Raw genomic sequence first — 13,810 nt, forward strand, 5'->3', positions numbered from 1 at the left:
TGTGCTATGTGACAATTAACTTTATGAAATATAAGAAAAATACAACTATTTTTCGGGCTGCTGAACAACGGGGAAGGGCATTGTGAGTGTGATCTGTCTCACTATATGAAAGCGCTGTTTTAATCTACATAAGCTGTTTTAATGATGAAAACCAGCATTTAATTCTGGTGTTAAGGCTGTGGGTATAGGATCCCTCTGTTTTTCAACAGACGCTGGATTATTGCAAGTAGCGGCGCTGACATAAGCAAAAATAATCACTCAGGTGGTGAATGAAATTGCAGTAATTTTGATTGATTATGCAATGAAATAATAGGTCTACATGGCGATTGATCCAGGTCATCGCCGATCGAGACTAAAAGTGGCAGGCTTGGCCCCTTTCTTCAGGCCGGTCTATCAGATTATGCAGTTACAAAAATTAGTCAATATGTTTGGTGGGGATCTTACGCGTCGCTACGGCGAAAAGGTCCATAAACTGACGCTGCATGGTGGATTCAGCTGCCCAAACCGCGACGGCACTATTGGCCGCGGCGGCTGCACGTTCTGTAATGTCGCCTCGTTTGCCGATGAAGCGCAACAGCATAAGTCGATTGCCGACCAGCTGGCGCACCAGGCAAATCTGGTGAATCGCGCCAAACGCTATCTGGCCTATTTTCAGGCCTATACCAGCACTTTTGCCGAAGTGCAGGTGCTGCGCTCGATGTACCAGCAGGCGGTGAGTCAGGCCAATATCGTCGGTCTGTGCGTCGGCACGCGCCCGGACTGCGTGCCGGAGGCGGTGCTGGATTTGCTGAGCGAGTATAAAGATCAGGGCTATGAAGTGTGGCTGGAACTGGGGCTGCAAACCGCGCACGATAAAACGCTGCACCGAATTAACCGCGGCCACGACTTTGCCTGTTATCAAAATACCACGCGGCTGGCACGCGAGCGCGGGTTGAAGGTGTGCAGTCACCTGATTGTCGGCCTGCCGGGGGAAGGGCAAAGCGAGTGTCTGGAGACGCTCGAGCGGGTTGTGGAGACTGGCGTCGACGGCATCAAGTTACACCCGCTGCATATCGTGACGGGCAGCATTATGGCAAAAGCCTGGGAAGCCGGTCGTCTGAACGGTATCGAGCTGGATGAGTACACGGTGACCGCCGGTGAGATGATCCGCCATACGCCGCCGGAGGTGATTTACCATCGTATCTCCGCCAGCGCCCGTCGCCCGACGCTGCTGGCGCCGTTGTGGTGTGAAAATCGCTGGACCGGGATGGTTGAACTGGATAAATACCTCAACGAACACGGTGTACAGGGCTCGGCGTTGGGCGCACCGTGGGTGCAGCCATAGCGCATAGCGCCACCTGGTCCTCTGTATACATTGCCGGATGGCGGCATCGCCTTATCCGGCCTACAACCGCAATGTAGCCCAGCCAGGCGAAGCGCCGCCGGGAATGGCTCCGTGACCCAATTAGCAGATAATCCCCGCATTTTTCGCACAACCTACCGCGCCGCGCTCAGAATTGGGTATTATTGAGCGATGATGTCGTTAAGGAACTCCTCATGAAGCAAATCCGTATGCTGGCGCAGTATTACGTCGACCTGATGATGAAGCTGGGTCTGGTACGTTTCTCCCTGCTGCTGGCACTCGCGCTGGTGGTGTTGGCGATTGTGGTACAGATGGCGGTCACCATGGTGCTGCACGGCCAGGTGGAAAGTATCGACGTGATTCGCTCGATCTTCTTCGGCCTGCTGATCACCCCCTGGGCGGTCTATTTTCTGTCAGTGGTGGTCGAACAGCTTGAGGAGTCGCGACAGCGCCTGTCCCGGCTGGTAGAAAAGTTAGAAGAAATGCGTGAGCGTGACCTCAAGCTCAACGTTCAGCTTAAAGACAACATTTCACAACTTAATCAGGAAATTAGCGATCGCGAAAAAGCCGAGGCCGAGCGCCTGGCGACGCTGGAGCAGTTGCGCGTTGAGGTGCAGGAGCGTGAGGAAACGCAGATTCGCCTTGAACAGCAGTCCTCCTTCCTGCGTTCTTTCCTCGATGCCTCGCCGGATCTGGTTTTCTATCGCAATGAAGATAAAGAGTTTTCCGGCTGTAACCGGGCGATGGAGCTGCTGACTGGCAAGAGTGAAAAGCAGCTGATTCACCTGCATCCGGAAGATGTCTACACCCCTGAAGCCGCGGCGAAAGTCATTGAAACCGATGAGAAAGTTTTCCGTCACAACGTCTCGCTGACCTACGAGCAGTGGCTCGATTATCCGGACGGGCGCAAAGCGTGCTTCGAAATCCGTAAAGTGCCTTACTACGATCGCGTGGGTAAACGCCATGGCCTGATGGGCTTTGGTCGCGATATTACCGAACGCAAGCGCTATCAGGATGCGCTGGAGCGCGCCAGCCGCGACAAAACCACCTTTATCTCGACTATCAGCCACGAACTGCGTACCCCGCTCAACGGCATTGTTGGCCTGAGCCGCATTCTGCTCGACACCAACCTGACGTCGGAGCAGGAAAAATACCTGAAAACGATCCACGTTTCGGCGGTAACGCTGGGCAATATCTTCAATGATATTATCGACATGGATAAGATGGAGCGCCGTAAAGTTCAGCTGGATAACCAGGAAGTCGATTTTACCGGCTTCCTTGCCGATCTCGAAAACCTGTCCGGTTTGCAGGCGCAGCAAAAAGGGCTGCGTTTTGTGATGGAGCCGACGCTGCCTTTGCCGCATAAAGTGATTACCGACGGTACCCGTCTGCGACAGATTCTGTGGAACCTGATCAGCAACGCCGTTAAATTCACTCAGGAGGGGAGCGTGGTCGTGCGCGTGCGCTACGATGCTGGCGATATGCTGCACTTTGAAGTGGAAGACTCCGGTATCGGTATCCCTCAGGAAGAGCAGGATAAAATCTTCGCCATGTATTATCAGGTGAAAGACAGTGAGGGCGGCAAGCCCGCCACCGGCACTGGCATTGGCCTTGCCGTGTCGAAACGTCTGGCGAAAAGCATGGGTGGCGATATTGAGGTTTCCAGTCAACCTGGACACGGTTCGACCTTTATCCTGACGGCACACGCGCCAGCGGTGGCTGAGGAAGTGGAAGACGCGTTTGACGAAGATGATATGCCGTTGCCGGCGCTGCACGTGCTGCTGGTGGAAGATATCGAGTTGAACGTGATCGTCGCGCGCTCGGTGCTGGAAAAACTGGGCAACAGCGTTGATGTCGCGATGACCGGTAAGGCCGCGCTGGAGATGTTCACCCCCGGCGAGTATGACCTGGTGCTGTTGGATATTCAGCTGCCGGATATGACCGGTCTGGACATCGCCCGCGAGCTGACGCGCAAATATCACGCCGATGATCTGCCGCCGCTGGTGGCGCTGACGGCGAACGTTCTGAAGGACAAAAAAGAGTATCTGGACGCCGGTATGGACGACGTACTGAGTAAACCGCTCTCGGTTCCGGCGTTGACGGCGATGATCAAGAAGTTCTGGGATACCACTGCAGACGAAGAGGAGAGTACCGTGAGCCAGAGTGATAACGACAAGTCGCAGCAGTTGCTCGATATTGCGATGCTGGAGCAGTACATCGAACTGGTTGGGCCGAAGCTGATCACCGATGGTCTGGCCGTATTCGAGAAGATGATGCCGGGCTATCTGGCGGTACTGGAATCGAACCTGACCGCTCGCGACCAAAAGGGCATTGTCGAAGAAGGCCATAAAATCAAAGGCGCTGCTGGTTCCGTCGGGCTACGTCATCTCCAACAGCTGGGGCAGCAGATTCAATCCCCGGATCTGCCGGCGTGGTGGGATAACGTAGGTGAATGGGTCGAAGAAATGAAATCTGAATGGCAGCACGACGTCGCGGTGCTGAAAGCGTGGGTTGCCAGTGCAGGAAAAAAATGACCCCGGCTTGACCGGGGTGCGCGAATACTGCGCCAACACCAGGGAACTGGTGGTTGCGTCAGATGATTGACATGATTTTGATTTTTTTGACACAACCTGAAATACGATTGCACGCTCAATAAGATAGCAAAACTTAAAATGTTTGTTACGTGAATCAGTAAAATGTGTGAAGCGTAACGACTTAATCAGAAATATTAATCAGCGTCAGAGAGTTAGCGAGAACAAGATGGCTTTGAGGAGTATAGCCAGGCTTAAACGTCTGGCCTGGCGGCTGTTGCTGATGCTGGCGCTATTCTGGGGCGGCGGTATTGCGATGTTCAGTATTTTGCCGGTGCCATTCTCCGCAGTGATGATTGAGCGCCAGGTGGGTGCCTGGTTAACGGGGGATTTCGGCTACGTAGCCCATTCTGACTGGGTCAACATGGATGAGATTTCACCGTGGATGGGGCTGGCGGTCATTGCCGCCGAAGATCAAAAATTCCCTGACCACTGGGGTTTTGATGTGTCGGCAATTGAAAAGGCGCTGGCGCACAACGAACGTAACGAAAACCGCATTCGCGGTGCCTCGACGCTGTCGCAGCAGACGGCGAAAAATCTGTTCCTGTGGGATGGGCGTAGCTGGGTGCGTAAGGGGCTGGAAGCGGGTCTGACTCTGGGTATGGAGACGGTGTGGAGTAAGAAACGTATTTTGACCGTCTACCTGAATATCGCTGAATTTGGCGACGGTATTTTCGGCGTGGAAGCCGCGTCTCAGCGCTATTTCCACAAGCCGGCCAGCAAGCTGACCATGGCGGAAGCCGCGCTGCTGGCCGCGGTGCTGCCTAACCCGATCCGCTTTAAAGCCAATGCCCCATCCGGGTATGTGCGTAGCCGTCAGGCGTGGATTTTACGTCAGATGCGCCAGCTCGGCGGGGAGGGATTTATGCGGGACAATAAGCTGTATTAACCGTTGGCCTGATAAGCATCGCGCCATCAGGCACAGCACCGTGGTATTGCCGGATGGCGGCGTAAACATCTTATCCGGCCTACAGACTTTGCGTTTGTCGCCGGGCGCTGACTAGTCTTCGTCAAACCCGGCGTTAAACAGCGCAATCACCGCCGCCAGCGCCTCTTCTTCCTGCGGACCGGTGGCTTCCACTTCAATCTGACGGCCCTTGGCAGAGTCCAGCATCAGCAGTGCGATTACGCTATTAGCTTCGGCTTCGGTGCCTTCATCATTGCGCAGCAGCACTTCCGCATCGTAATGCTGCATCAGTTCAAACAGCTTCATCGCCGGGCGCGCATGCATGCCCAGTTTGTTGGTGATTTCCACGGTCTGCTTTACGGTCATGATTTGCGTTTTTCCAGCGTCCGATGACGAGATTGCACGTTCTTACCGCGCGAGCGGAAGTAGTCAGCCAGCTGTTCGGCAACATAGACCGAACGGTGCTTACCGCCGGTACAGCCAATCGCAACCGTCAGATAGCTACGGTTGTTGGTTTCCAGCATAGGTAACCATAGCTCAAGATAGCTGCGGGTCTGGTAAATAAAGTTGTGAACTTCTGTGTGCCTGTCGAGGAACGCGGCAACCGGTTTGTCGAGGCCGGTCATTGGGCGCAGTTTCGGATCCCAGTGCGGGTTTGGCAGGAAGCGCACGTCAAAGACGTAGTCGGCGTCGATAGGAATGCCGTGCTTGAAGCCGAAAGATTCGAACACCATCGTTAGCTCGCGCTCGCGTTTGCCCAGCAGACGGGTGCGCAGCATTTCTGCCAGCTCGTGAACAGACATCTCGGAGGTGTCGACAATCAGGTCGGCGCGAGAGCGCAGCGGCTCCAGCAGGTTGCTCTCTTCATCAATCGCGCTTTCCAGCGACAGATTCTTGCTGGAGAGCGGGTGCAGACGGCGAGTGTCGCTGTAGCGACGAATCAGCGTGTTGCGGTCGGCGTCGAGGAACAGCAGCTGCGGGGAAAAGTTCTCCGGCAGGTTTTCCATTGCCCGTTCGAAGATTTCCGGGGTTTCAGGCATGTTACGCACGTCGATGCTCACGGCCGCCGAGATTTCGCGGTCGGCCAGCGTCTTTGCCAGCTCTGGCAGCAACACTACCGGCAGGTTATCAACGCAGTAGAAGCCCATATCTTCCAGCGCCCTCAGGGCCACTGATTTTCCCGAGCCAGAGCGGCCGCTGACGATCATCAGTACCATGTACCGTTTCTCCTCAGTACGATGTGATGTCCATTACGCATCATCGTGGGTTTCCGTATCGGTGATGATTTGATACAGCTCTTCGTCGCTCTGCGCGGCGCGCAAGCGGCGGCAAATGGTTTTATCTGCCAGACGTTTTGCCACCAGGGAAAGCGTATGCAGATGGGTTTTAGTCTGGTCGGCCGGCACCAGCAACGCAAAGAGTAAATCGACTGGCTGGTTGTCGATAGCGTCGAAGGCGATTGGCGTTTCGAGTTGCACGAACACACCGACCGCACGCAGCGTATCTTCTTCGAGCTTGCCGTGAGGAATGGCGATGCCGTTGCCGATGCCGGTACTGCCCATTTTTTCACGGGTCAGAATGGCTTCGAACACCACCTGCGGCGGCAGGCTAAGCTGTTTCGCCGCCAGCTCGCTGATGATTTCCAGCGCACGTTTTTTACTCTGACAGTGCACAGCACTGCGGGTACATTCCTGGTTAAGGACATTGCTCAGTTGTAGAGCCGAATCGTTATTTGTCATAATTTCACCTAAGCATCGCCCGATATGCAGGCATATCGGGCGATCGCTCGGACAATCAATGTTGTTTTAGTTTATCTTTGTGCTTGGTTAACTGTCTCGCCAGTTTATCGATCAAACCGTCGATGGCGGCATACATATCCTGCCCTTCCGCGCTGGCATGAAGTTCGCCGCCGTTCACGTGCAATGTCGCATCCGAGATGTGCGTCAGTTTCTCCACCTTTAACACAATATGGACCTGATTGATCCTCTCGAAATACTGCTCCAGCTTGCTGAATTTCGTGGTCACGAATTCGCGCATCGGCTCGGTGATCTCGACGTTGTGTCCAGTGATGTTGAGCTGCATAGTGTCTTCCTTATCAGTTGTGTCAGACCAGCTGTTTACGCTGGTTAGACGGCGGAATGGATAAAGACTCTCGGTACTTTGCAACGGTGCGCCTTGCCACCATGATACCCTGTTCAGAGAGCATGGTGGTCAGCTTACTGTCGCTCAGTGGTTTCGCGGGATTCTCCGCGGCAATCAATTTCTTAACCAGCGCCCGAATGGCCGTGGACGAGGCTTCGCCGCCGCCCTCGGTGCTGACGTGGCTGGAGAAGAAATATTTAAGCTCGAAAATGCCCCGTGGGCTATGCAAATACTTCTGCGTGGTAACACGCGAAATGGTGGACTCGTGCATCTCGACGGTCTGGGCGATGTCAGCCAGCACCATCGGTTTCATGTACTCTTCGCCAAGGTCGAAAAAGGCCTGCTGTTGCTCGACGATGCAGCGGCTGACGCGCAGCAGCGTATCGTTGCGGCTCTCAAGACTCTTGATCAGCCATTTGGCTTCCTGCAGGTTGCTGCGGATAAACTGGCTGTCGGCGTCGTTGCGGGCGTTGTTGCACATGCCCGCGTAATGCTGGTTAATCTGCAGACGCGGAATGCTGTCGGCGTTCAGCTCGACCACCCAGCGATCGTTGACCTTGCGCACCAGTACGTCCGGAATCACATACTCCGGTTCACCGGTCTGGATCGATTGGCCCGGGCGCGGATCCAGCGACTGGATCAGATCGACCGCTTCTTTCAGTACGTCTTCTTTCAGGCGGGTGACCCGCATCAGCGAGCGGAAATCGTGGTTAGCGAGCAGATCGAGATGATCGCTGATAATCAGGCGCGCTTCATCCAGACGCGGCGTGTCTGCTGAAAATTGTGACAGCTGGATCAGCAGACAATCGCGGAGATCTTTGGCGGCTACGCCGACCGGATCGAAACGCTGGATGCGTTTAAGTACCGCCTCCACTTCGTCCAGGCCAATTTCGTCGTCGCCGATGCTTTCGCGGATATCTTCGACGGTGACGGTGAGGTAGCCGGTGTCATCCACCGCGTCGACGATCGACGTGGCGATCGCCCGGTCGGTATCGGTAAACGGCGTTAACTCTACCTGCCACATCAGGTAATCCTGAAGTGACTGGGTGGTTTCACCCTGATAAACCGGCAGTTCGTCGTCCTGATAGTCCGCCCCGGTACCGGAAGGAGTTCCGGCGGTGTAGATTTCGTCCCAGCTGGCGTCAAGTGGCAGCTCTTCGGGCATGTCCGGCTTTTCCAGCGCGTCTACGCTGTCCAGCGTTTCGTTATCGACGGTTTCCTGAGTCTCTACTTCATCGTGAAGATCGGTTTGCTCGAGCAGGGGATTGCTCTCCAGCGCCTGCTGGAGTTCCTGCTGAAGTTCCAGCGTAGACAATTGCAACAGACGAATGGCCTGCTGTAACTGGGGCGTCATGGCAAGCTGTTGGCTGAGCCTTAATTGCAAACCTTGCTTCATGTTCAGAACGAATATCTCCCGCTAACGTCGATAACCACTACCCTATCAGAGTCTGAAGTCTTCCCCAAGATACACGCGTTTAACATGTTCGTCTTCCAGGATCTCCTGCGGTGTCCCGTGGGCGATCAGATGCCCCTGGCTGACGATGTAAGCGCGTTCGCACACTGCCAGCGTTTCACGGACGTTATGGTCGGTAATCAGTACCCCAAGGCCGCTGTCGCGCAGGTGTTCGATGATGCGTTTGATGTCGATAACGGAGATCGGGTCAACGCCGGCAAACGGTTCATCCAGCAGGATAAACTTCGGGTTTGCCGCCAGCGCGCGGGCGATTTCAACGCGGCGGCGTTCACCACCGGAAAGCGCCTGGCCCAGACTGTCGCGCAGATGTTCGATGTGGAACTCTTCCATCAGCTCTTTGGCGCGGTCTTCTCGCTGCTCATTACTGAGATCGTCGCGGATCTGCAGCACCGCCATCAGGTTATCGTAGACGCTCAGACGACGGAAAATCGACGCTTCCTGCGGCAGATAGCCGATACCGCGGCGGGCACGAGCGTGCAGTGGCAGCAGGCTGATGTCTTCGTCATCAATGATGATATTGCCCGCATCGCGCGGCACGATGCCGACCACCATGTAGAAGGTGGTGGTTTTACCCGCGCCGTTCGGCCCAAGCAGGCCCACAATCTCACCGGAGTTGACGGTCAGACTGACATCTTCCACGACGCGGCGGCCTTTGTAGGCCTTCGCCAGATTTTTTGCAGTTAATGTCGCCATAACGAATTAGTTACTCTTCTTCTGTGCCGGAGCCTGGTCCTTGGATTTGTCCTGTAGCTGGGACGGAACCAGAACGGTGGTGACGCGTTTGCCTTTGTCGCTAAACGCCTGCATTTTCTGCTCTTTCACCAGGTAGGTGATTTTGTCGCCCTTGATGTTGCTGTCCAGCTGTTCAAGGTAAGCATTGCCGGTCAGCACCACGAAATCATTTGCCAGCTCATAGTGCATCTTCGACGCGCGACCTTTCACCGGCTTACCGTTGTCCTGCATCTGGTAGAACGTGGCCGGGTTGCCGTAGCCGTCGATCACTTCTTTACCCTGCTGGTTTGCCGGGCGGGTGACGACCACTTTGTCGGCGTTGATTTTGATGCTGCCCTGAGTCACGACGACGTTACCGGTGAAGGTCACGACGTTGCCCTGCATATCCAACGACTGCTGATCGGATTCAATATGAATCGGCTGATTGGTATCGCCGGTTAAGGCCATTGCCGGCAGGCTGGCGGCCAGCAGAGAAGCGACGAGCGCCAGCTTAAGGCTGAGTTTGTTTGTTCTGGATTTCATAAGAAGTTCTAACCTTTTCAATCAGCTCGGCGTTCTTGCTGCGTAAATTGCCGCGCATTTTCAGGCCGCTGGAATTAAATGTTGTTCCGTATAACGTCACCAGATCGTCAGAGGAAACGTCCTGAGTTATCAGGTTCACCTGGGCATTATCCGTCGTAATCTTACGCAGTTGTGCGTCTTCTGTCAGCGCGTTGATTTCAACGTGCCCATAGAGATACAGCATGCGGTCGCTGGTCAGCTTGGCTTTATCGGCTTTAATCGACCAGGTTGGCACCTTCGCGGCATCAAAAGTCGTCAATACGGGGTGAGTAAACCACGACAGACCCTGATCGGAAAAATACTCCACGTGTTCGGCGATTAACCGATAGCTGAGCGCGCCTTCCGGGCTGTACACCACCGTATCGGTATGTTCGCTTTTATAGGTTGGATCGCCAGTGTTTACCGCGATCGGGCCGCTGTCGTCTTTGTCGGCGAGATTCAGGCCGATGAGGACAAGTGCGACCAGCGATAGCAGAATGATAACCCAACGTCTGGTTTTACTCATATGGATTGCCCTTTGGCTTCGTCGAGCTTCCCTTGCGCCAGCAGCAGCAGGTCGCAGACTTCGCGTACCGCACCGCGTCCGCCCGCAATGCGCGTGACGTAATCGGCGCGCGGCAGCAGCAGCGGGTGCGCATCCGCCACCGCGACGCTCAGGCCGATCTCTGCCATCACCGGCCAGTCGATCAGGTCATCGCCCACGTAGGCGACTTCTTCCGGTTGTAGGCTCAGCTTCGCCAGCAGTTCACGGTAGGCGATAAGTTTATCCGACTGCCCCTGGTAGAGATGCGTGATACCCAGCGTAGCGCAGCGATCTTCTAACAGTTTAGCTTTTCGCCCGGTAATAATCGCTACTTCAATACCAGAGGTGAGGGCGCAGCGCACGCCGTAGCCGTCGCGCACGTTAAAGGCCTTTAGCTCTTCACCGTTGTTGCCCATATAAATCAGGCCGTCGGACAGCACCCCGTCGACGTCGAGGATCAACAGGCGGATTTTCTCCGCCCTGGCGATAAATTGTGGACTCACCGGCCCGTAACAGGTGGCGACCGATGCGACAGCGTTACTCATTCTTTATATCCTTGATTACACTACGCCTGCGCGCAGTAGGTCGTGCATATGTATCACACCTAGCAGATGGTCGCCATCAGCAACCAGCACACAGGTGATATGGCGTGATTGCATCAGGTTCAGCGCGTCGACCGCCAGCGTGCCTGGACGAATGCGAATCCCGCCCGGCGTCATCACGTCGGCGATGCCGAGGCTACGCAGATCGGCGCCGTTGTCGAAGATGCGTCGTAGGTCACCGTCGGTGAAGATCCCTTTAATCTGCATATTGTCATCGCAGATGGCCGTCATCCCGAGATTTTTACGGGTAATTTCCAGCAGCGCGTCGCGTAGTGAGGCATCTTCGCTCACGTGCGGAATTTCATCGCCGGTATGCATAATATCGTTAACGCGCAGCAGAAGCTTGCGACCCAGTGCGCCACCGGGGTGCGACAGGGCAAAGTCTTCGGCGGTAAAGCCGCGGGCTTTCAGCAGCGCGACGGCCAGCGCATCGCCCATAACCAGCGCCGCGGTGGTGCTGGAGGTCGGCGCCAGCCCAAGCGGGCAGGCTTCGCGCGGGACTTTCACGCACAGATGAATATCCGCCGCGCGGCCCATGCTGCTGTCCGGGCGGCTGGTCATGCAGATCAGCGGCACGCGCAGGCGCTTGAGTACCGGGATCAGCGCCAGAATTTCGTTAGACTCGCCGGAGTTAGAGAGCGCGATGACTACATCCTGCGGTGTCACCATGCCTAAATCGCCGTGCGCCGCTTCGCCGGGATGGACGAAGAAGGAAGAGGTGCCGGTGCTGGCAAAGGTGGCCGCCATTTTACGCCCGATATGCCCGGATTTGCCCATCCCCATCACGACGACTTTGCCGCCGCAGTAGAAGATCTTCTCGCAGGCGTTGCTGAAATCCTGATTAATGTATTGATCGAGCTGCTCCAGCCCTTCCCGTTCAATCTCCAGAACTTCTCTTCCCGCCTGCTGGAAGTCGAAATTTGGCTGCAAATCTATTTGCGACATAGTGTTATCCCGATTCATTCGATGAAGAGCGGCGTTGCCCAATAGAGCAGCGCCAGCCACGCAACAAACCCGCCGATTAACAGTAAGCCAGCACCGCGGCCTATCTGGCGACGACGCCAGCACAGGAGGGCGAAGACCACGCTCACCAATACCATTACGCCATAGTCCCGGGTAAACGCGAGCGGGTTAAATGTACCCGGCGCGAGAAGGGCGGGAATACCCAGAACGATAGCGATATTAAAGAAATTCGAGCCGATGATATTGCCGACTGCAATATCATTTTCGCCTTTACGCACGCCGGCAATAGCGGTCGCCAGCTCCGGCAGACTGGTGCCGAGCGCGATAATCGTCAGGCCGATGGTCAGCTCGCTCATGGCGAAATAGTTCGCCAGCACCGTGGCGTTATCAATCACCATGCGGGTCGCCATCGGCATAATAATCAGCGCCACGCCCAGCCATAAACAGGCAACGGGCAACGAGCCGTCGCGCGGCAGTTCGGCCAACTGCTCCTGGGTGAATTTGTCGTTGCCCTGGCGTTCGGCCAGACGCGCTATCTTAATGATAAACAGCAGCCACAAGGCTGCCAGGATAATCAGGAAGACGCCGTCCATGAACGAGAGCTCGCCATCATACAATACATACCCGGCCAGCAGGCTAACGACCAACATTAGCGGTATTTCGCGGCGCAGGATATCAGAATGCACGGTAAATGGGTGGAACAGTGCGGTCAGGCCGAGGATCAGCAATATATTGACGATGTTAGACCCGATGGCGGTCCCGACGGCAACGTCTACCTGACCATGAAGGGAGGCGGCGGCGGAGACGATAATTTCCGGCAGCGAGGTGCCGATGCTGACCACGGTCATGCCAATAATCAGCGGTGGAACTCCCAGGGCACGGCATAAAATAGAGGCGGAGTACACGAGGCGATCGGCGCTGTAGACCACCAGAAGTAAACCAATAATTAACAGAGCCGTGGCTAAGAGCATCTAAAGTCCTTTATTCGGGTATAATCGTCGGTCCGCACGTCTGGACGTAACGAATTCCTAATTTTGACTTTATGCGCAGGAAAAGTAAAACAAATGCCAGATTTCGTTAACTCGTGCGGTTAGGATTCTGTAAGAATGCGCAATTAAGCAGGAAATGATTCCTCTTAAGGACCTGGAAAGGTAAGCCTATGAGCCAAAAACTCGAGAATTTGGTCGATATGCACGACGTCACGTTTACCCGTGGCAGTCGGGTCATCTTCGACAAGATCTCGCTGTCGGTGCCGCGCGGGAAAATTACCGCGATTATGGGACCGTCGGGGATTGGCAAGACCACGCTGCTACGCCTGATTGGCGGGCAAATCCCCCCGGATAGCGGAGAGATCCTCTTTGATGGCGAGAACGTGCCGCAAATGTCGCGCTCTCGTCTGTATACCGTGCGTAAGCGGATGAGCATGCTGTTCCAGTCTGGTGCGCTGTTTACCGACATGAACGTGTTTGACAATGTGGCGTACCCGATTCGCGAGCATACCCGGCTTCCCGCGCCGTTGCTGAAAAGCACGGTAATGATGAAGCTGGAAGCCGTTGGCTTACGCGGCGCCGCTAAATTGATGCCGTCCGAGCTTTCTGGTGGGATGGCAAGACGCGCCGCGCTGGCGAGGGCGATTGCCCTTGAACCGGATCTGATCATGTTCGACGAACCCTTCGTCGGCCAGGATCCGATCACCATGGGCGTGCTGGTGAAGCTGATTTCCGAACTCAACAGCGCATTGGGTGTCACCTGTATTGTGGTTTCCCACGACGTACCGGAAGTGCTGAGCATTGCCGATTTCGCCTATATTATGGCGGACCGCAAAATCATCGCTCACGGTAGCGCAACGTCGTTGCAGGAAAACGACGATCCGCGAGTGCGTCAGTTCCTCGACGGTATTGCCGACGGCCCGGTGCCGTTCCGTTACCCTGCGGGCGATTATCGCCGCGACCTCATCGGCACAGGGAGATAAT

At 55.4% G+C, this 13,810-nt stretch carries 15 protein-coding genes; 4 read left to right on the forward strand and 11 right to left on the reverse strand.

From position 1 onward, the window contains the following. The first annotated feature begins 400 nt into the window (after positions 1-400). The 3 genes from K7B04_RS07865 (at position 401) to mtgA (ending at position 4,822) form a co-directional block, all read left to right on the forward strand. Entirely contained in the window at positions 401-1,324 is a 924-nt protein-coding gene (locus tag K7B04_RS07865; RefSeq protein ID WP_163447769.1) for a TIGR01212 family radical SAM protein, read from the forward strand. Between the two features lie 212 nt (positions 1,325-1,536). After that, complete coding sequence (gene arcB / locus K7B04_RS07870; RefSeq protein WP_167574947.1) at positions 1,537-3,876, forward strand: aerobic respiration two-component sensor histidine kinase ArcB; 2,340 nt, start codon at positions 1,537-1,539, stop codon at positions 3,874-3,876. A 226-nt stretch (positions 3,877-4,102) separates the two neighbouring features. Next, positions 4,103-4,822, forward strand: coding sequence for a monofunctional biosynthetic peptidoglycan transglycosylase (mtgA, locus tag K7B04_RS07875; RefSeq protein ID WP_223803787.1), 720 nt, complete (start codon positions 4,103-4,105; stop codon positions 4,820-4,822). Positions 4,823-4,933: 111 nt separating this feature from the next. Here mtgA and npr read toward each other — a convergent pair whose 3' ends face one another. Genes npr through K7B04_RS07930 form a run of 11 tightly spaced genes read right to left on the reverse strand, consistent with a single transcriptional unit; the run spans position 4,934 to position 12,808 of the window. Beyond that, entirely contained in the window at positions 4,934-5,206 is a 273-nt protein-coding gene (npr, locus tag K7B04_RS07880) for a PTS phosphocarrier protein NPr (RefSeq protein ID WP_064541834.1), read from the reverse strand. Continuing rightward, entirely contained in the window at positions 5,203-6,057 is an 855-nt protein-coding gene (rapZ, locus tag K7B04_RS07885) for an RNase adapter RapZ (protein ID WP_064541836.1), read from the reverse strand. The genes npr and rapZ overlap by 4 nt, the downstream gene beginning before the upstream one ends. A gap of 33 nt (positions 6,058-6,090) precedes the next feature. After that, positions 6,091-6,579, reverse strand: coding sequence for a PTS IIA-like nitrogen regulatory protein PtsN (gene ptsN / locus K7B04_RS07890; protein WP_035891171.1), 489 nt, complete (start codon positions 6,577-6,579; stop codon positions 6,091-6,093). A gap of 55 nt (positions 6,580-6,634) precedes the next feature. Further along, a complete protein-coding gene (gene hpf / locus K7B04_RS07895) occupies positions 6,635-6,922 on the reverse strand; it encodes a ribosome hibernation promoting factor (RefSeq protein WP_064541841.1) in 288 nt (95 codons plus the stop codon). 22 nt (positions 6,923-6,944) lie between these two features. Then, the gene (gene rpoN / locus K7B04_RS07900) at positions 6,945-8,378 is read right to left on the reverse strand and encodes an RNA polymerase factor sigma-54 (RefSeq protein WP_223803788.1); all 1,434 of its coding nucleotides are present in this window, start codon (positions 8,376-8,378) and stop codon (positions 6,945-6,947) included. 45 nt (positions 8,379-8,423) lie between these two features. Next, entirely contained in the window at positions 8,424-9,149 is a 726-nt protein-coding gene (gene lptB, locus K7B04_RS07905; protein WP_064541846.1) for an LPS export ABC transporter ATP-binding protein, read from the reverse strand. 6 nt (positions 9,150-9,155) lie between these two features. Beyond that, a complete protein-coding gene (gene lptA / locus K7B04_RS07910) occupies positions 9,156-9,710 on the reverse strand; it encodes a lipopolysaccharide ABC transporter substrate-binding protein LptA (protein WP_064541847.1) in 555 nt (184 codons plus the stop codon). Then, the gene (gene lptC / locus K7B04_RS07915) at positions 9,679-10,254 is read right to left on the reverse strand and encodes an LPS export ABC transporter periplasmic protein LptC (protein ID WP_163447773.1); all 576 of its coding nucleotides are present in this window, start codon (positions 10,252-10,254) and stop codon (positions 9,679-9,681) included. Before lptC ends, lptA begins: the two co-directional genes overlap by 32 nt. Further along, positions 10,251-10,817 carry a 3-deoxy-manno-octulosonate-8-phosphatase KdsC gene (kdsC, locus tag K7B04_RS07920; protein ID WP_167574950.1) on the reverse strand — a complete coding sequence of 189 codons (567 nt, stop codon included), beginning with the start codon at positions 10,815-10,817 and terminating at the stop codon, positions 10,251-10,253. The genes lptC and kdsC overlap by 4 nt, the downstream gene beginning before the upstream one ends. Before the next feature lie 15 nt (positions 10,818-10,832). Continuing rightward, a complete protein-coding gene (gene kdsD / locus K7B04_RS07925; RefSeq protein WP_163447775.1) occupies positions 10,833-11,819 on the reverse strand; it encodes an arabinose-5-phosphate isomerase KdsD in 987 nt (328 codons plus the stop codon). A 14-nt stretch (positions 11,820-11,833) separates the two neighbouring features. Next, the gene (locus tag K7B04_RS07930; RefSeq protein WP_167574951.1) at positions 11,834-12,808 is read right to left on the reverse strand and encodes a calcium/sodium antiporter; all 975 of its coding nucleotides are present in this window, start codon (positions 12,806-12,808) and stop codon (positions 11,834-11,836) included. A 188-nt stretch (positions 12,809-12,996) separates the two neighbouring features. On the opposite strand from K7B04_RS07930, the gene mlaF reads away from it, so the two are divergent. After that, complete coding sequence (mlaF, locus tag K7B04_RS07935) at positions 12,997-13,809, forward strand: phospholipid ABC transporter ATP-binding protein MlaF (protein ID WP_163447777.1); 813 nt, start codon at positions 12,997-12,999, stop codon at positions 13,807-13,809. Position 13,810 lies beyond the last annotated feature (1 nt).

It is taken from the genome of Kluyvera sp. CRP (assembly GCF_019930565.1).
Lineage (GTDB): Bacteria > Pseudomonadota > Gammaproteobacteria > Enterobacterales > Enterobacteriaceae > Kluyvera > Kluyvera georgiana_A.